Origin of the sequence: Bacillus cereus group sp. BfR-BA-01310 (assembly GCF_022664325.1) — a bacterium.
Taxonomy (GTDB): Bacteria; Bacillota; Bacilli; order Bacillales; family Bacillaceae_G; genus Bacillus_A; species Bacillus_A paramycoides.
Genome location: NZ_JAKUHD010000016.1, coordinates 67,545 through 84,974 on the forward strand (window position 1 = coordinate 67,545; position 17,430 = coordinate 84,974).

Genomic DNA, 17,430 nt, shown 5'->3' on the forward strand with positions numbered 1-17,430 from the left:
ACTTGGAGGAGCATGCTATGAAGCAAATTTTTCAAAAGAAGCCTATTGCAAAGTTAATGCAAGAAAGTAAGCAAAAGACATTAGCAAGAACATTGGGCGCATTGGATTTAACGATGCTTGGCATTGGGGCAATTGTTGGAACTGGTATTTTTGTTCTAACAGGCGTGGTAGCAGCAAAACATTCTGGACCAGCTATTATATTATCATTTGCGATAGCCGCGCTAGCTTGTGCATTTGCTGCATTTTGTTATGCTGAATTTGCTTCTTCAGTTCCTGTCTCGGGCAGTGTGTATACGTATACGTACGCGACGATGGGGGAAGTGTTCGCTTTTTTAATTGGATGGGACTTAATGCTTGAATATTTACTTGCTACATCCGCAGTAGCAAACGGATGGTCCGCTTATTTTCAATCTTTATTAAAGGGATTTGGAATTCATATTCCGACCATTCTCTCCTCGGCCCCTGGTACAGGAAAGGGTGGAATAATTGATCTACCTGCAGTTCTAATTATTTTAGTTATGACAGTTCTTTTATCTAGAGGCGTTCGTGAAAGTGCACGCGTAAATAATATTATGGTGTTTATTAAAATAGCGGTTGTTCTTATCTTTATTTTTGCTGGTTTTAATTACGTAAAACCTGAAAACTGGACACCTTTTATGCCATTTGGTTTAGATGGTGTAATGGCTGGAGCTGCTACAGTATTCTTCGCATTCATAGGGTTTGATGCAGTTTCAACAGCTGCAGAAGAAGTGAAACGGCCACAACGTGATTTACCAATCGGCATTATCGCATCGTTATTAATTTGTACAGTTCTTTATATCGTTGTTTCACTTATTTTGACAGGGATTGTTCCATACGGACAGCTAAATATATCAGATCCAGTTGCCTTTGCACTTCAATTTATTGGACAAGATAGTTTAGCGGGAGTAATTTCAGTAGGAGCAATCACAGGAATTACAACTGTAATGCTAGTTATGATGTATGGGCAAGTTCGTGTTTCCTATGCGATGAGCCGAGATGGGCTGTTGCCAAAGCGCCTTGCTAAAGTCCATCCGAAATTTAAAACACCATTTTTAAATACATGGACAACTGGAATTATTGCAGCACTTATTTCAGGATTAATAGATTTAAATGTTTTAGCACACCTTGTAAATATGGGGACATTGTCAGCCTTTGCACTTGTAGCAGTTGCAGTTATTGTCATGAGAAGAACTCACCCTGATTTACCAAGGGCATTTAAGGCGCCGCTCGTACCATTTTTACCAGCGTTAACGGTAATTTTTTGTTTATACTTAATGCTTCAGTTATCCGGAACAGCATGGATTAGTTTTGGAGTATGGATGGTTATTGGTATAGCAGTTTACTTTTTATATAGCCGAAAGCATAGCGCTTTAAATAATGATAATAAAGAAGAAGATGTAGCAAATTTATAAGTGGAAAAATCCATTCTAATTCTATTAGAATGGATTTTTTGTTTTGAAAATTTACATTTTTCTGAATATGTTATAAGATAATTGTTGGCAAATTAAAGGGGTGGAAATATGAAAAACACTTGGCGTGAGCTAAGGGAGATGGATCGTAACGTATGGATTCGATTTATCGGTGAGACATTGAATGGAATTGCGATGATGATGTTGATGCCGTTTTTTGCATTATATTTAAAAGATAAGGTAGATTCTTTACTGCAAGTTGGTGTTATTATGGCGCTTTCTCCAATTGCCGCAAGCTTTGGCTCGCTTATAGGAGGAAGAATTGCGGATATATATGGAAGAAAGCCGATTATGATATTTTCGATGGCAAGTAATGCATTATTAATGCTCGGTTTTTTATTTATAGAAGGATTTATCCCGTACGCCATTTTATCTATTTTTTTAGGGTTAAGTAATTCTCTATTTCATCCAGCGGCATCAGCAATGGTTGCGGATGTAACTGCGCCAGAAAAAAGAACAGAAGCATATGGTTTATTACGAATGGGACACAATATTGGAGCTGCAATTGGGCCGATAATGGGAGCATCGGTAGTTGTTTTATCGAAGAACCTCGTGTTTATTATTGCTTCGTCTGCTATGCTGTTTTATGCACTACTTATGTTAGTACTTATTAAAGAAACAATGCCGAAAATTACGGAAGTAACGGAAAGAAATAAAGAGAAGGAATCCGGAGCAGTTTGGAAAATTTTAATGAGAGATAAGGCGTTAATGATTTATTTGTTAGCGGGTATTATTATTTCTATGGGTTTTTCTCAAACAGAAGGTATGTTACCGCTTCACTTTGATAACGAAATGAAGAATATTTTTGGAGCTAACAATCCATACCCATATTTAATGGCATTAAATGGTCTATTAGTTGTTTTGTTTCAATTTCAAATTTCAAAATGGGCAACAGATAAACCTGTTGGAAAGACAATGTTGTACGGAGCGTGTTTGTTCGGAATTGGTTTATTTTTTATAGGATGGTTACCGAAGTGGTTTGGAGGATTAGACACCAATGCTACGATGATTTTAATAACGTTACTGCTTGTTTACGCAATATATACGTTAGGTGAGATGATTATGTCCCCCGTACAAATGACGTTTGTAGCAAATTTAGCTCCAGAACATTTACGAGGGACTTACATGGGAGCGGCAAGTTTACAGTGGATTACAGGAAATGCATTTGGCCCACTTCTTGGTGGTTTTCTATTGGATCGTTTGCTTGGTCATTTCTTATTTACAATTTTAGGTGTAGGGTGTGTAGTTGCAGGTTTTGTATACGTTTCTTTAGACCGTCTTGTTGAGCAGAGGCAAAAAGATACGCTTACAAAACAGTCTTCTTGATGAAGTGAAACTTTAATCAGTATTTTTTCATCCTCCACAAATGGTGGGATAATATAGATGACATACACAAAAAAGTGGATTTCTACATATTTTAGGTACATAACTAGATCAGATTGCATTCTTACTTTAAAGTTTAATTTTGTTTAGTCATGTAGAAAATTAGGTAGGAAAAGTGTAGAAAACCAATAAGTGGTGTCTTTTAATTATTTGTGGAAGTTACATTTTATTTCAAATAGGAACTACCTATTTTTATAAAAAGTGCTAAAATAGAAAAATGAAAACAATTGGTTAGGGTGATTTCATTGACAAAAATTAAATTAGGTTTACTATATGGTGGAAAATCAGCTGAGCATCAAGTTTCGTTACAAACGGCTCTTGCTGCTATTAAAGCATTAAATCAAGATAAATTCGAGATTCATCCAATTTATATTACAGAGCAAGGTCAGTGGATGCGCGGTGAGCGTATTGAAGGTGAAGTAACGACGGTTGAAGCATTACAAATGAGTGGAGAAGAAAATGCAATTTCTCCTGTATCATTAAGTGCAGAAATTATCCCAACTGCAAATTCTAAGCAAGAAGATGCAATTGATGTTATTTTCCCATTATTACATGGACCAAATGGTGAAGATGGAACAGTACAAGGATTATTAGAATTAATGAACATTCCATATGTGGGTAACGGTGTATTAGCATCAGCTGCTGGTATGGATAAAGTTGTTATGAAAAATATCTTTGCAGAAGCTGGATTGAAACAAGCGAAATATGCATCTTTCATTCGTAGTGCATGGGAAAAAGATCGTGAAACAGCGTATGAAAAAGTAGAAGAAGTGTTAGGCTATCCTTGCTTCGTAAAACCAGCAAACCTTGGTTCAAGTGTTGGTATTAATAAGTGTAAAGATCGTGAAGAGCTTGAGAATGCATTCGAAGAGGCGTTCCAATTTGACCGTAAAATTATTGTTGAAGAAAATATTGTAGGTCGTGAAGTAGAAGTTGGTGTATTAGGTAATGATGAGCCGAAATGTTCAGTTGTAGGCGAAATTGTACCGAAAAAAGATTTTTATGATTACAAATCGAAATACATCGATGGTGATACAGCGTTAATTATTCCAGCTGAAATGACAGAAGAAGAGTCTAATGTAATTAAGCGAGATGCAATTATTGCATTCCAATCATTAGATGGTTCTGGCTTAACACGAGCTGATTTCTTCTTAACGAAAGATGGAGAAGTGTATATTAACGAAGTAAACACAATGCCAGGATTCACGCCGTTTAGTATGTTCCCTCTATTATGGCAACATACTGGATTACCGTATCCAGAATTAATTGAAGAGCTAATTCGCTTAGCGATTGAGCGTCACGAAGAAAAACAAAAAATTAAATATACAATCTAACAAAAAAGGAGGAAGCACTATTCGAGGGAATAGTGCTTCCTCTATGTAAGGAGTGTTTTCATGATAAATCGAACGTTAAAACAAGTAGAACAGATGATAAATGGTACGGGATTAGCAGAGCAGTATGAGGGAATTACTATACAAGGAGTGTCTATTGATACGAGAAAAATTGAAAAAGGGAATTTATATGTTCCGATTCAAGGTGAACGTTTCGATGGACATGCTTTTGTAGATAAAGCTGTTGAAAATGGGGCTATTGCCACATTATGGATGAAAGATGTAGCGAATCCACCTGCAAATCTTCCTGTTATTTTTGTAGAAGATACGCTATCGGCCTTACAAATGTTAGCGAAAAACTATCGTGATCAATTGGATGTAAAAGTTGTTGGTGTAACGGGTAGTAATGGTAAAACATCTACGAAAGATATTGTAACAAGTATTCTTGCGACTAAATTTAAAGTTCAAAAAACAGAAGGTAATTTCAACAATCATATCGGTTTACCTCTTACTATTTTAAACCTAGAAGAAAATACAGAAGTAGCTGTATTGGAAATGGGTATGTCAAGCCAGGGTGAAATTGAATTTCTATCTAAGTTAGCCCGTCCTGATGCGGCTATTATCACGAACATTGGTGAGGCACACTTAATGGATTTAGGCTCTCGTGAGGCGATTGCTGAAGCGAAGTTAGAAATTGTTGCAGGTTTACAAGAAGGTGGAGTGTTCGTATATAATGGAGATGAGCCGCTATTAACGAATCGTGTTCCAGAAATGAATTTAGCAGCTGAAACAGTTACATTTGGTGATGCGAGAGCAAATGATTATTATCCAACTACTGTAACATTACAGGCAACTGGAACACACTTTAAGATGAACAGGGATGAAACTTTGGCATTCTATCTGCCGGTACTAGGAAAGCATAATGTATATAATACACTTGCTTCAATGGCAATTGCGAAACATTTTGGTGTAACGTGGGAAGAAATGAAAAAAGGTTTAGTAACGCTTCAAATGACAGGCATGCGTATGGAAATTGTAAAAACAGATAGTGGTTTAACAATTATCAATGATGCTTATAATGCAAGTCCAACGGCTATGGAAGCTGCGTTCCACCTAATGAATGGTTTAGATGGATTTGCAAAAAAAATTGTTGTGCTTGGTGATATGTTAGAACTTGGAAATCAAGAAGTGCAATTTCATTATGAAGTAGGTAAATTAATTGATCCAGCAAAAATCTCATATGTATTCACGTATGGTAGATTAGGGGCTCAAATTGCTGAAGGAGCAAAAATTAATTTCCCTAAAGAACGTGTTAAAGCGTATGATGATAAAGAAGAACTTGTAAAAGACTTACAAACAGTAGTTGATGCGAAAGATGTTGTGTTAGTAAAAGCGTCTCGCGGTATGAAATTAGAAGAAGTTATAGCGATGTTGAAATAATTGGTGTATATAAATAGGGATGATAGCCACGAAAATAGTGGAAACTTATAATAAGCGCTTACAGCAAATGATAAAAAAATAAAAGTAAAGAAAAAAGCTCTGAATATGAAATAAGGTAACAGTTGGGGTTTGCTTTTTACACATACAAAACTTATAATTGATAAAGTGTAATAACGTTTAGAAGTATTTTCGTGAAGAATATACGCCCGGTTATATACGTGAGCATTCAGGAAAAGGGCTTTTCCGCAAGTTCGGAAAACGCCTTTTTTTAAATGATAAGTATAGGATAGAAAAGGAGAAGTAACATTGACAACATTTCGAGAATTAGGATTAAGTGAGTCTTTACTGCAATCTGTTGAAAGTATGGGCTTTGAAGAGGCTACGCCGATTCAAGCTGAAACAATTCCACATGCATTGCAAGGTAAGGATATTATTGGGCAAGCGCAAACAGGTACAGGGAAAACAGCAGCATTCGGATTACCACTATTAGATAAAGTGGATACAAATAAAGAAGCAGTTCAAGGTATTGTTATCGCGCCAACGCGTGAATTAGCAATTCAAGTTGGAGAAGAGCTATACAAAATTGGTAAACATAAACGTGTTCGTATTCTACCAATTTATGGTGGTCAAGATATTAACCGCCAAATTCGTGCTCTAAAAAAACACCCACACATTATTGTTGGTACGCCGGGTCGTATTTTAGATCATATTAACCGTAAAACACTTCGCTTACAAAACGTAGAGACGGTTGTTCTTGACGAAGCGGATGAAATGTTAAACATGGGCTTCATTGAAGATATTGAAGCGATTTTAACAGATGTGCCAGAAACACATCAAACATTATTATTCTCAGCGACAATGCCAGATCCAATCCGTCGTATTGCTGAGCGTTTCATGACTGAGCCTCAACACATTAAAGTAAAAGCAAAAGAAGTAACAATGCCAAACATTCAGCAGTTCTATTTAGAAGTGCAAGAAAAGAAAAAGTTTGACGTGTTAACACGCTTGCTAGATATTCAATCTCCAGAGCTTGCAATCGTATTCGGTCGCACAAAGCGTCGTGTTGATGAATTATCAGAAGCATTAAACTTACGTGGTTATGCAGCAGAAGGTATTCATGGTGACTTAACACAAGCGAAGCGTATGTCTGTATTACGTAAATTTAAAGAAGGTGCTATTGAAGTTCTTGTTGCAACGGACGTTGCTGCACGTGGTCTTGATATTTCAGGCGTAACACACGTATACAACTTCGATATTCCACAAGATCCAGAATCATACGTTCACCGTATCGGTCGTACTGGCCGTGCAGGTAAAAAAGGTATTGCAATGTTATTTGTAACACCACGTGAATCAGGACAATTAAAAAATATCGAGCGTACAACAAAACGTAAGGTTGATCGTATGGAAGCACCGACACTTGACGAGGCATTAGAAGGTCAACAACGTTTAATCGCAGAAAAGCTTCAAAGCACAATCCAAAATGAAAACTTATCATACTACAAGCGTATTGCAGAAGAAATGTTAGAAGAGAATGACTCTGTAACAGTAGTAGCTGCTGCTTTAAAAATGATGACAAAAGAGCCGGATACAACTCCAATCGCTTTAACATCAGAACCACCAGTTGTTTCAAGAGGTGGCGGTTCTAAAAAACGCGGTGGTAACGGAGGCGGATACCGTGATGGTAACCGTAATCGTAGTCGTGATGGACGCGGTGGCGGCGATGGTCGTAACCGTGACCGTAACCGTGATGGTCGTAATCGTGACGGTAACCGTGATCGTAATCGTGATGGTGGTAGCCGTGATGGTAACCGTGGTCGTAGAGGTGAAGGTCAAGGTCGCCCAGGATCTTCAAACGGACGCGGCGAAAGAAAACATCATAGCCGTCCACAAGCTTAATAAAAAAAGAGAATGCCCCTTTGTGGGCATTCTCTTTTTTTATTTCTGTAATTGTGCATACTACATAATAACTTGTATAGAAAAGAGGTGCTATATGCTTGTAAGACTTGGGTATGTTGCGATGAGCGTACATTTGAAGAATGCATCTCCATCTCAAACGATGACATATGCACAGTTTCAGCGAATTGATGATCGAGAGGCTGCGATTCGTAAACTCGAGAGAATTGCTAATTCGAATTTGGAAAATTGCTTACGGTTATTAAAGCATAATAAAGGGCATGATATATCTTTCTTTCGGCTTAGTTCCAAGCTTATTCCTTTAGCGAATCATGAGGAGTTGTTAGAGTGGAACTATATTCGCCCGTTAAAAGAAAATTTAAAAGTGTTAGGTGAGTATGCAATTCGTATGAATATGCGAATTGATTTCCATCCAGATCACTTTGTTGTACTAAATTCACCTGAAGAGAGTATTTTTAAACAATCTGTAAAGACATTGCAGATGCATAAAAAGTTGTTAAAGGGTATGGGGATTGAACATAAGCAACGGTGTGTACTACATGTGGGCGGGGGATATAAAGATAAAGAGCTCGCATTAGAGCGTTTTATCGAAAATTGGTCAAGTGTTCCAAGGGGTATTCAAGAGATGATTATATTAGAAAATGATGACACGACCTTTTCTTTAGAAGAAACATTGTATTTAGGTGAGAAATTAGACATTCCCGTCGTGTTTGATTTGCATCATCATATGATGAATAATGATCGAGAAGATTGGCATGAAGATTGGGCGCGTGTTGTCCATACGTGGGAATCGTCTTTGTTACCAGTTAAAATGCACATCTCTAGTCCTAGAGATGGAAAAGACCCGAGAGCGCATGCAGATTTTATTGATGTAGATAGCTTCTTATCTTTTTTGAAAAAGATAAAGGGGAGTGTTCCGCAAATTGATTGTATGATTGAGGCGAAGAAGAAGGATGAGTCTTTATTTCAACTAATGAGAGATTTAAGTAAACAAACAGATGTGGAAATTGTCGATGGTGCGAGCTTCTATATTAAATAAGCTCTGCACCATCGAATTTTTTTGTTAAAAGAGGTGTGCAAATGCCGCCAATTATCAATCCTGTTAAATGGCTTATAGGATTGGCAGAGGGGTTAAAGAAAGTAAATAGTAGTAATATAAGTATCATTATTGAAAAAATAGTAATGTCTCTTGGTTTTGAAGAACGATATCGACTATACAATAAAAATAATTGGGCACCTAGTAATCCGAAAATACCGCCAGATGATCCGGCGTGAATATATTCAAGGGGCATAATAATATAAGAAGAAATATTTCCGAGAATGCCAGAAAGGAAAAAAATAATAATGAAAGGAAAGTGCCCTAGTTGTTTTTCAATAGAAGAACCAAGCACAAATAAACAAATACTATTAGAAAGAAAATGTTGTAAATCTACGTGTACAAGTAGGGAAGTTATGACACGCCACCATTCTCCTTTAGCGATATATTCATTAGAGGCTGCCATGGGAAAGAGAGAAAAGTCGCCTAACATAATCATGACTAATTGTATAAGAAGTAAAGAGATGATGATCGGTTGTAAGGAAATGCGAGTGGATGGTATTAGCATGTTGTTAGTATCACTCCTTTTGCATCAGAAAGATTCTCTGTTATTCTTACAATATGAATGAAGAAAGCTAAATAGAAGAAGGGGATTTTGAAATGATTGTAGGGATTGGAATCGATATTATTGAGTTAAATCGAATTGAAAAAATGCTAGATGGAAAGCTTAAATTTATGGACCGTATTTTAACTGAAAGAGAACGTGGTGTTGCCGAGGGGCTGAAAGGAAGTCGTCTTACAGAATTCGTAGCTGGAAGATTTGCAGCAAAAGAGGCGTATTCTAAAGCAGTAGGGACCGGTATCGGGAAAGAAGTGAGTTTTTTAGATATTGAAGTAAGGAATGATGATAGAGGTAAGCCGATTATCATTACAAATACAGAGCATATTGTTCATTTATCAATTAGTCATAGTAAAGAATTTGCCGTTGCTCAAGTTGTTTTGGAAAGCTCGTCACGCTAGTCTGCATATTTTATATCTTTGTCTCATATATTTGAGGTAGCGATAAGGAAGGCATATCTTCCATTCATTTATAGGGGCAAAGGGGCTGAAGTGATGAAAAGGCGTCTGTTTTTAGTTCTTATCGGTTTATTGACCGTTTTTGTGTTGGCGGGTTGTATGGAAAAGAAACAGGAAGATGTTGTGAGAGATTTAGAATCGAAAGTTAAAAGCATGAAGAGTTATCAAGCTGAAGCGAAATTATCTATTAAAACAGGAAATGAGCCTCAGGAGTACAACGTAGAGATTTGGCATAAAGAACCTTCGTATTATCGTGTGAATTTGCAGAATGCGAAAAAGGATCAGAGTCAAATTATTTTAAGAAATGATGAAGGTGTATTTGTATTAACACCGGCGCTTAATAAGAGTTTCCGTTTTCAAAGCGATTGGCCGCAAAATAGTAGTCAGGCTTATTTATATGAATCACTTGTAAGGGATATTTTGCAAGACAAGAAAAATCTCTCTTTCGAGAAAACAGATAAGTATTATGTATTTAAAACAAAAACAAATTATCAACATCAAAATATGTTGCCGAAACAAGAAATTAAGCTGAATAAAAGTGATTTAACACCAGTTTCTGTGAAACTGATGGATAATGATCAAAATGTCCTTGTAAAAGTAGATTTCACTAAAGTAAAGTTCGATGCAAAGTTTGATAAAGGTGCATTTGATACGAAACAAAATATGTCTAGAGCACAAGTGGATGTTCAGACGGCAGCGAAAGAAGACAAACCGTTTGCTATTTTGTATCCAAGTGATACGCCGCAAGGTATGACTTTGAAAGACGAAAAGGAGTTGAAGACAGACAGTGGCAAGCGTGCGATACTCACATACACTGGAAGTAAGAAATCCTTTACTTTAATACAAGAAAAGGCGAAAGTTGCAGAGGCTTCGTCAGCGGTAAGTGTAAGTGGTGAGTTAGTTGATCTCGGTTTCACGATTGGTGCATTGACGAAAGACTCTTTAACGTGGTCGCATAACGGAGTAGAGTATATGCTCGTGTCTAAAGGTTTAGAGCCGAATGAGTTGTTAATGGTCGCTCGTTCAGTTACAGCGAAGCAAGTAAAGTAAACTTCTTAGACGTGGTGGTATATGTGCACCACGTCTTTTCTTAGTTTGAGGGGTAGATTTCATAAAAGAAGCATATAAAAGAATAAGCTTCGCATATCGTTTATAAGGAAGTGTATTTATGGAAGAAGCACCATTTTACCGTGACACTTGGGTGGAAGTGGATTTAGACGCGATCTATAATAATATTACGCATATTAAAGAGTCCATTCCAAGTGATGTAGAGATTTTTGCTGTAGTTAAAGCGAATGCATATGGGCACGATTATGTACCGGTGGCTAAAACTGCATTAGAAGCAGGAGCAACAAGATTAGCAGTTGCTTTTTTAGATGAAGCTTTAGTACTTCGAAGGGCTGGTATTACTGTGCCGATTTTAGTATTGGGTCCGTCCCCGCCCCGTGATGTAAATGTTGCTGCTGAAAATGATGTAGCATTAACCGTTTTTCAAAAGGAATGGGTGGACGAAGCGATAAAACTCTGGGATGGTTCGTTTATAATGAAATTCCATATTAATTTTGATAGTGGTATGGGGAGGATTGGAATACGCGAGCGTAAAGAATTAAAAGGATTCTTAAAGAGTTTAGAAGGTGCGCCATTTTTAGAACTTGAAGGGGTGTATACACATTTTGCGACAGCAGATGAGGTTGAGACTTCTTACTTTGATAAGCAATACAACACGTTTTTGCAGCAGTTAAGTTGGTTGAAAGAGTTTGGAGTGAACCCTAAATTTGTCCATACAGCCAATAGTGCTGCAACGTTAAGGTTTCAAGGGATTACATTCAATGCAGTACGAATTGGTATTGCGATGTATGGATTAACGCCGTCTGTAGAAATACGGCCGTTTTTACCGTTTAAATTGGAGCCAGCGTTGTCGCTTCATACGAAGGTTGCTCATATTAAGCAAATGATTAAAGGGGATGGGATTAGTTATAATGTCACTTACCGAACGAGAACTGAAGAATGGATTGCAACAGTTGCGATTGGATATGCAGATGGTTGGCTTAGAAGATTGCAAGGATTTAAAGTGCTTGTAAATGGAGAGAGGGTACCGATTGTAGGGCGAGTAACGATGGATCAATTCATGATACTTCTTCCTTGGGAAGTGCCACTTGGTACGAAAGTTACACTCATTGGGAGACAAGGTGATGAGTATATTAGCGCTACTGAGGTTGCTGAATATTCCGGAACTATTAATTATGAAATTATCGCAACGATAAGCTTCCGTGTGCCGAGAATATTTATACGACACGGTAAAGTTGTAGAAGTAATAAATTATTTAAACAATATATAGAAGGTATTATTATTCGCTTCTTGTCATTTGAGGGGACTTTTCCCTGGTAGAGAATAAGCTCTTTTCTCGATGAGAAGCATCTTTTTATAATCGTTTTTAACATAAGTTACAATTACATGTTGCGGGAAAGATTCCGTTAATTCTTGTTTGAAAGAGACAAAAAGTAAAAGAAGATGAATGTTTTGTTTATGAATTGGAAAACATAAGCATGGAATAAGGAAGTCTTTGCAACGGGCTCCATACAATGGTATTATTACAATAGGTGTCATATATATATTTGGGTGTGTAGTTGACGGTGGAGGTGTATTTTTGTGTCCGAATCAAGTGTAACTACTGAAATCGTGGTTCGGTTGCCAAAGCAAATGGTAACGGAATTGGACGGAATTGGAAAACAAGAGAATAAGAATCGCCATGAACTAATTTGCCAGGCAACACAACTGTTATTGCGTCAACATAAGACGAAGAAACGCTACCAACATGAATCAATGCGACGTGGGTATATTGAAATGGGAAAAATTAATCTTGGTATTGCATCTGAAGCTTTCTTAGCAGAGTATGAAGCAGCTCATACAGTAGAACGCTTAGTTAGCGGGGGGTAATATTTTGATTGTAAAACGCGGCGACGTGTATTTTGCAGACCTTTCCCCAGTTGTTGGTTCTGAGCAAGGAGGCGTTCGTCCGGTTCTTGTCATTCAAAATGACATCGGAAATCGTTTTAGTCCGACTGTGATTGTAGCGGCTATTACTGCACAGATTCAAAAAGCGAAATTACCCACTCATGTGGAAATTGATGCGAAAAAGTACGGTTTTGAGAGAGATTCTGTTATTTTACTTGAGCAGATTCGAACAATCGATAAGCAACGCTTAACGGACAAAATCACTCATTTGGATGAAGTGATGATGAGTCGTGTAGATGTAGCGTTACAAATTAGTTTAGGACTAATAGATTTTTAAATCGGCAGTTTAAGTTGCTCTCTTTAAAGGGCAACTTTTTTTTATTATAGAGGAGGTTACGGTTGGATATGGAAATGGTAGATAATCGACAAGCGTTAATGAAAATGTTAGTGAAAGAATTAGGCTTTACCGAAAAGCAAGTTCGTCATGTGATTCATTTAACAGAAGAAGGTAACACAGTTCCATTTATTGCTCGTTACCGAAAAGAATGGACAGGCTCTTTAGATGAGGTGCAAATTCGTGCAATCTTAGAAAGATGGCAATATATGATGCAACTTGAAGATAGGAAAGAAGAGGTTCTTCGTCTTATTGGTGAAAAGGGCAAACTAACCGAAGAGTTGCGTCGTCATATTGTTGCTGCAACCAAACTACAGGAAGTAGAAGATTTATATCGTCCTTACAAAGAAAAAAGAAGAACGAAAGCGACAATCGCTAAAGAAAAGGGATTGGAACCGTTAGCTGAGTGGCTATTATTATATAAAAAAGAAAATCCAGCAGAGAAGGCCATGGAATTTGTTAGTGTGGAAAAAGAAGTAGCATCTGCAGAAGATGCGTTGCAAGGTGCACAAGATATTATTGCGGAACTTGTTTCGGATAATGCGGCATATCGTAGCTGGATTCGTAATACTACTTTCCGAAAAGGGATTATGTCTTCATCTGTAAAAGATAAAGAAAAAGATGAAAAGAATATATACGAAATGTATTATGGCTATGAAGAACCGTTGCAAAAAGTAGTGCCACATCGTGTACTAGCAATGAACCGTGGTGAAAAGGAAGATGTATTAAGAGTTTCTATTATCACGCCAATTGAAGAAATTCTTCAGTTTTTACATAAAAAAATGATTCTTGATGAAGCTTCTAAAAGTGCGCATTATGTACAATTAGCGATGGAAGATGGATATAAGCGATTAATTCAACCTTCAATAGAAAGAGAAATTCGTAAAGAGTTAATGGAAACAGCGGAAGAACAAGCGATTCATATTTTCTCTGAGAATTTACGTAATTTATTATTACAACCTCCGATGAAAGGGAAAGTTGTGTTAGCGGTAGACCCAGCGTATAGAACTGGTTGTAAATTAGCAGTAGTAGATGATACAGGAAAAGTTCTTCACATAGATGTTATTTATCCACATCCCCCTGTTCGTAAATATGAGGATGCAAAAACGAAAATCCTCTCAATTATAGATAAATATGAAGTTGAAATGATAGCGATTGGAAATGGTACAGCTTCGAGGGAAACGGAAGAATTTATAGTAGATGTATTACAAAATGTAGAACGAGATGTATTTTATATTATTGTAAATGAAGCGGGTGCTAGTGTGTACTCCGCATCGGATGTAGCTCGAGAGGAGTTTCCGAATTTACAGGTTGAAGAAAGAAGTGCTGTTTCAATTGGGAGACGTCTACAGGATCCACTTGCAGAGCTTGTGAAAATTGACCCTAAATCTGTTGGGGTTGGACAATATCAACATGATGTATCTCAAAAGAGATTAAATGAATCATTAACATTTGTGGTAGAGACAGCAGTTAACCGAGTTGGTGTTAATGTAAATACAGCTTCAGTTGCGCTGCTGCAATATGTTTCGGGGTTATCGAAAACAGTTGCGAAAAATATTGTAGCTAAGCGTGAGGAAGATGGAAAATTCACGAAGCGAACTGAGTTAAAGAAAATCCCGCGTTTAGGTGCAAAAACATATGAACAATGTATCGGATTCTTACGTATATTAGAAGGAGCGAATCCGTTAGATCGCACAGGGATTCATCCAGAACAATATAAAAATGTTGAATTGCTATTAAAGAGCTTAGGGTTATCGAAGAGTGATGTGGGGAAACCAAACTTGCAAAAGAGTTTAGAAGGAGTAGATATTTCTAAATTATCTCAAGAGACGGAGATTGGTGAGCCGACATTAGTTGATATTATGGATGCTTTAATTAGCCCAGAACGAGATTTGAGGGATGAGTTGCCAAAGCCACTTTTGAAAAAGGGGATTTTAAAATTAGAAGATTTAAAGCGTGGTATGGAATTAGAGGGAACGATTCGCAATGTTGTTGATTTCGGTGCCTTTGTTGATATTGGTGTGAAGCAAGATGGTTTAGTACATATTTCTAAACTAAGCAAACAATTTGTAAAGCATCCATTAGATATCGTATCCGTGGGACAAATTGTAAAGGTATGGGTAGATGATATTGATACAAAAAAAGGTCGTGTTGCATTATCAATGTTACCGATTGAATAGTAAGAAAAGAGAGCAGATGAAACTGCTCTTTTTTTATGAACTGGAAAGTTTAATTGATTATGAGCTTTGATGTATTTTGCTATAATAAAACCAGCATTCATTTAACAATTTGATTTGATACCGGTTTTTCTCAAAATATGCACGTTGCATTTGCTTTTTTAGCCACGTGGGCATAGGAATCCCTCCTTGTTTAATCCTGCTCTCAAAAAAGTAGTTCCTTTTAGTTAAGGTAACTTTGATGAGAGGTTGGTGAGTGGATTTCTATCAATGCTGCATTTTTAGAAATCACGCTTCTTGAATGAGGATGGGTATATGTACTATTTACTATATGTATAAGAAGGGAGAAAAGTGTAAAATTATTTTTTAGTTTAGGAGGAATGAGAATGGATGAGCGAGAAATTCAACGGTTAGTTGAAGAAGTGTCGTTACAATACTTTGGGACGTCCTTCTTACATGAAGCGATGTTTAATAATAGATTGCGTACAACCGGTGGACGCTATCTATTGAAGAGTCATAATATAGAACTGAATTATCGATATTATGAAATGTATGGTAAAGAAGAGTTAGTAGGGATTATTAAGCATGAGCTTTGCCATTATCATTTGCATATCAAAGGAAGGGGATATAAGCACCGAGATAGAGACTTTCGTGAGTTGCTAAAGAAGGTAGGTGCACCGCGTTTTTGTAAACGAATGATTAATGGAGGGAAGGAAACAAAAGTTTATACGTATGAATGTATGGAGTGTTCACTTCGATATGTAAGAAGACGTCAAATAAATACAAAAAGATATGTCTGTGGAAAGTGTAAAGGGAAACTAAAACCGATAACGAAAACATCTTGACAGTAAAAACGCAATCCAGTATATTATAAACATGTCACGTTTGCGCAAGATGGTGTGAAAAAACTTCTTGACTTACGATGAGAAATTTTATAAGATACAAATTGTCTTTATTATTCCGCAGTAGCTCAGTGGTAGAGCTATCGGCTGTTAACCGATCGGTCGTAGGTTCGAGTCCTACCTGCGGAGCCATACAGAGAAGTACCCAAGTGGCTCAAGGGGCTCCCCTGCTAAGGGAGTAGATCGCTAACGCGGTGCGAGGGTTCGAATCCCTTCTTCTCTGCCATACATATTGGCCCGTTGGTCAAGTGGTTAAGACACCGCCCTTTCACGGCGGTAACACGGGTTCGAATCCCGTACGGGTCACCACTTCGGAGGATTAGCTCAGCTGGGAGAGCACCTGCCTTACAAGCAGGGGGTCGGCGGTTCGATCCCGTCATCCTCCACCATATAAATTATATGAATAATATTGTCGCGGGGTGGAGCAGTACGGTAGCTCGTCGGGCTCATAACCCGAAGGTCGCAGGTTCAAATCCTGTCCCCGCAACCAAATGGTCCCGTGGTGTAGTGGTTAACATGCCTGCCTGTCACGCAGGAGATCGCCGGTTCGACCCCGGTCGGGACCGCCATTTTAACTTCTGCTGTATAGCAGTTGTTTTTTATTGGTCATTATGGTACAATAACATTTGTCTTTGAAAAGAACATAACTATTTCGATGGGCTATAGCCAAGCGGTAAGGCAACGGACTTTGACTCCGTCATGCGCTGGTTCGAATCCAGCTAGCCCAGCCATTTACGAGCCATTAGCTCAGTTGGTAGAGCATCTGACTTTTAATCAGAGGGTCGAAGGTTCGAATCCTTCATGGCTCACTCTTTGTTTTTTCCGCGCGGTCGTGGCGGAACGGCAGACGCGCTAGGTTGAGGGCCTAGTGGGGGAAACCCCGTGGAGGTTCAAGTCCTCTCGGCCGCATCAAAAAAAAAATCTTAAAAAAATACTTGCATTTAAAAATGTAGTATGATAAGATAATTGAGTCGCCAAAATACAACGACGAAAAAACATCATGAATAAGCGCCCGTAGCTCAATTGGATAGAGCGTTTGACTACGGATCAAGAGGTTAGGGGTTCGACTCCTCTCGGGCGCGCCATAACGGGAAGTGGCTCAGCTTGGTAGAGCACCTGGTTTGGGACCAGGGGGTCGCAGGTTCAAATCCTGTCTTCCCGACCACGCGGGTGTAGTTTAGTGGTAAAACAAGAGCCTTCCAAGCTCTGGTCGAGAGTTCGATTCTCTTCACCCGCTTTTAGTTCTTTGAAAACTGAACGAAACAAACAACGTGAAACGTCAATTTTTATTTTTAGATGCTAGACAAACTAACTTTATTGGAGAGTTTGAT

General features: G+C 37.9%; 16 protein-coding genes and 12 tRNA genes. 26 read left to right on the top strand and 2 right to left on the bottom strand.

Annotated features, from left to right (window positions below; translation table 11 throughout):
• The first annotated feature begins 17 nt into the window (after positions 1 to 17).
• The 6 genes from MR109_RS23020 (at position 18) to uvsE (ending at position 8,597) form a co-directional block, all read left to right on the top strand.
• Positions 18 to 1,433, top strand: coding sequence for a branched-chain amino acid transporter BcaP (locus MR109_RS23020; protein ID WP_071717843.1), 1,416 nt, complete (start codon positions 18 to 20; stop codon positions 1,431 to 1,433).
• 108 nt (positions 1,434 to 1,541) lie between these two features.
• Positions 1,542 to 2,816: an MDR family MFS transporter gene (locus MR109_RS23025; RefSeq protein WP_098789406.1), complete on the top strand. Its 1,275-nt coding sequence runs from the start codon at positions 1,542 to 1,544 to the stop codon at positions 2,814 to 2,816.
• Positions 2,817 to 3,118: 302 nt separating this feature from the next.
• Entirely contained in the window at positions 3,119 to 4,207 is a 1,089-nt protein-coding gene (locus MR109_RS23030; RefSeq protein WP_098789407.1) for a D-alanine--D-alanine ligase, read from the top strand.
• Positions 4,208 to 4,267: 60 nt separating this feature from the next.
• Positions 4,268 to 5,644: a UDP-N-acetylmuramoyl-tripeptide--D-alanyl-D-alanine ligase gene (murF, locus tag MR109_RS23035; protein WP_242274001.1), complete on the top strand. Its 1,377-nt coding sequence runs from the start codon at positions 4,268 to 4,270 to the stop codon at positions 5,642 to 5,644.
• 306 nt (positions 5,645 to 5,950) lie between these two features.
• Entirely contained in the window at positions 5,951 to 7,540 is a 1,590-nt protein-coding gene (locus MR109_RS23040; RefSeq protein ID WP_025151095.1) for a degradosome RNA helicase CshA, read from the top strand.
• 94 nt (positions 7,541 to 7,634) lie between these two features.
• Entirely contained in the window at positions 7,635 to 8,597 is a 963-nt protein-coding gene (uvsE, locus tag MR109_RS23045) for a UV DNA damage repair endonuclease UvsE (protein ID WP_242274003.1), read from the top strand.
• Here uvsE and MR109_RS23050 read toward each other — a convergent pair.
• On the bottom strand, positions 8,590 to 9,105 hold the full coding sequence (locus MR109_RS23050; protein ID WP_242274007.1) for a rhomboid family intramembrane serine protease: 516 nt from the start codon (positions 9,103 to 9,105) through the stop codon (positions 8,590 to 8,592). The genes uvsE and MR109_RS23050 overlap by 8 nt on opposite strands.
• Between MR109_RS23050 and MR109_RS30270 the strand changes: the two genes are divergently transcribed.
• From MR109_RS30270 to MR109_RS23085, 7 genes are all read left to right on the top strand, one after another.
• The gene (locus MR109_RS30270) at positions 9,011 to 9,223 is read left to right on the top strand and encodes a hypothetical protein (protein WP_002175337.1); all 213 of its coding nucleotides are present in this window, start codon (positions 9,011 to 9,013) and stop codon (positions 9,221 to 9,223) included. The genes MR109_RS23050 and MR109_RS30270 overlap by 95 nt on opposite strands.
• Before the next feature lie 31 nt (positions 9,224 to 9,254).
• Positions 9,255 to 9,614: a holo-ACP synthase gene (gene acpS, locus MR109_RS23060; RefSeq protein WP_002175336.1), complete on the top strand. Its 360-nt coding sequence runs from the start codon at positions 9,255 to 9,257 to the stop codon at positions 9,612 to 9,614.
• Positions 9,615 to 9,770: 156 nt separating this feature from the next.
• The gene (locus MR109_RS23065) at positions 9,771 to 10,721 is read left to right on the top strand and encodes a LolA family protein (RefSeq protein WP_048376305.1); all 951 of its coding nucleotides are present in this window, start codon (positions 9,771 to 9,773) and stop codon (positions 10,719 to 10,721) included.
• 118 nt (positions 10,722 to 10,839) lie between these two features.
• Positions 10,840 to 12,009 (top strand): alanine racemase, encoded by a 1,170-nt coding sequence (gene alr, locus MR109_RS23070; RefSeq protein ID WP_242274005.1) that lies wholly within the window; start codon positions 10,840 to 10,842, stop codon positions 12,007 to 12,009.
• 311 nt (positions 12,010 to 12,320) lie between these two features.
• Positions 12,321 to 12,608: an antitoxin EndoAI gene (locus MR109_RS23075; RefSeq protein ID WP_000004570.1), complete on the top strand. Its 288-nt coding sequence runs from the start codon at positions 12,321 to 12,323 to the stop codon at positions 12,606 to 12,608.
• Between the two features lie 4 nt (positions 12,609 to 12,612).
• Complete coding sequence (gene ndoA / locus MR109_RS23080) at positions 12,613 to 12,963, top strand: type II toxin-antitoxin system endoribonuclease NdoA (RefSeq protein WP_071717830.1); 351 nt, start codon at positions 12,613 to 12,615, stop codon at positions 12,961 to 12,963.
• A 68-nt stretch (positions 12,964 to 13,031) separates the two neighbouring features.
• Positions 13,032 to 15,200, top strand: coding sequence for a Tex family protein (locus MR109_RS23085; RefSeq protein ID WP_242274008.1), 2,169 nt, complete (start codon positions 13,032 to 13,034; stop codon positions 15,198 to 15,200).
• Between the two features lie 57 nt (positions 15,201 to 15,257).
• On the opposite strand, the gene cmpA is transcribed toward MR109_RS23085, so the two are convergent.
• Positions 15,258 to 15,374, bottom strand: a complete 117-nt coding sequence (cmpA, locus tag MR109_RS23090; RefSeq protein WP_001143642.1) for a cortex morphogenetic protein CmpA — start codon at positions 15,372 to 15,374, stop codon at positions 15,258 to 15,260.
• 209 nt (positions 15,375 to 15,583) lie between these two features.
• On the opposite strand from cmpA, the gene MR109_RS23095 reads away from it, so the two are divergent.
• The 13 genes from MR109_RS23095 (at position 15,584) to MR109_RS23155 (ending at position 17,336) form a co-directional block, all read left to right on the top strand.
• Positions 15,584 to 16,042 (top strand): SprT family protein, encoded by a 459-nt coding sequence (locus MR109_RS23095; protein WP_098304433.1) that lies wholly within the window; start codon positions 15,584 to 15,586, stop codon positions 16,040 to 16,042.
• Positions 16,043 to 16,156: 114 nt separating this feature from the next.
• Positions 16,157 to 16,231, top strand: a tRNA-Asn gene (locus tag MR109_RS23100).
• Positions 16,232 to 16,234: 3 nt separating this feature from the next.
• Positions 16,235 to 16,325: transfer RNA gene (locus MR109_RS23105), tRNA-Ser, on the top strand.
• An 8-nt stretch (positions 16,326 to 16,333) separates the two neighbouring features.
• Positions 16,334 to 16,408: transfer RNA gene (locus MR109_RS23110), tRNA-Glu, on the top strand.
• A 4-nt stretch (positions 16,409 to 16,412) separates the two neighbouring features.
• Positions 16,413 to 16,488 (top strand) — tRNA-Val (locus MR109_RS23115).
• A gap of 24 nt (positions 16,489 to 16,512) precedes the next feature.
• Positions 16,513 to 16,589, top strand: a tRNA-Met gene (locus MR109_RS23120).
• A gap of 3 nt (positions 16,590 to 16,592) precedes the next feature.
• Positions 16,593 to 16,668 (top strand) — tRNA-Asp (locus tag MR109_RS23125).
• An 87-nt stretch (positions 16,669 to 16,755) separates the two neighbouring features.
• Positions 16,756 to 16,830: transfer RNA gene (locus tag MR109_RS23130), tRNA-Gln, on the top strand.
• Positions 16,831 to 16,835: 5 nt separating this feature from the next.
• Positions 16,836 to 16,908 (top strand) — tRNA-Lys (locus tag MR109_RS23135).
• A gap of 17 nt (positions 16,909 to 16,925) precedes the next feature.
• Positions 16,926 to 17,008: transfer RNA gene (locus MR109_RS23140), tRNA-Leu, on the top strand.
• A 99-nt stretch (positions 17,009 to 17,107) separates the two neighbouring features.
• Positions 17,108 to 17,184, top strand: a tRNA-Arg gene (locus MR109_RS23145).
• Positions 17,185 to 17,187: 3 nt separating this feature from the next.
• A tRNA-Pro gene (locus MR109_RS23150) sits at positions 17,188 to 17,264 on the top strand.
• 1 nt (position 17,265) lies between these two features.
• Positions 17,266 to 17,336, top strand: a tRNA-Gly gene (locus tag MR109_RS23155).
• Positions 17,337 to 17,430: the final 94 nt, after the last annotated feature.

Bases quoted from the DNA above. Each gene is read 5' to 3' on its own strand.
- MR109_RS23085 (WP_242274008.1), top strand. From the start codon at position 13,032: ATGGAAATGGTAGATAATCGACAAGCGTTAATGAAAATGTTAGTGAAA.
- acpS (WP_002175336.1), top strand. From the start codon at position 9,255: ATGATTGTAGGGATTGGAATCGATATTATTGAGTTAAATCGAATTGAA.
- MR109_RS23025 (WP_098789406.1), top strand. From the start codon at position 1,542: ATGAAAAACACTTGGCGTGAGCTAAGGGAGATGGATCGTAACGTATGG.
- MR109_RS30270 (WP_002175337.1), top strand. From the start codon at position 9,011: ATGACACGCCACCATTCTCCTTTAGCGATATATTCATTAGAGGCTGCC.
- alr (WP_242274005.1), top strand. From the start codon at position 10,840: ATGGAAGAAGCACCATTTTACCGTGACACTTGGGTGGAAGTGGATTTA.
- MR109_RS23020 (WP_071717843.1), top strand. From the start codon at position 18: ATGAAGCAAATTTTTCAAAAGAAGCCTATTGCAAAGTTAATGCAAGAA.
- MR109_RS23095 (WP_098304433.1), top strand. From the start codon at position 15,584: ATGGATGAGCGAGAAATTCAACGGTTAGTTGAAGAAGTGTCGTTACAA.
- murF (WP_242274001.1), top strand. From the start codon at position 4,268: ATGATAAATCGAACGTTAAAACAAGTAGAACAGATGATAAATGGTACG.
- MR109_RS23065 (WP_048376305.1), top strand. From the start codon at position 9,771: ATGGAAAAGAAACAGGAAGATGTTGTGAGAGATTTAGAATCGAAAGTT.
- cmpA (WP_001143642.1), bottom strand. From the start codon at position 15,374: ATGCCCACGTGGCTAAAAAAGCAAATGCAACGTGCATATTTTGAGAAA.
- uvsE (WP_242274003.1), top strand. From the start codon at position 7,635: ATGCTTGTAAGACTTGGGTATGTTGCGATGAGCGTACATTTGAAGAAT.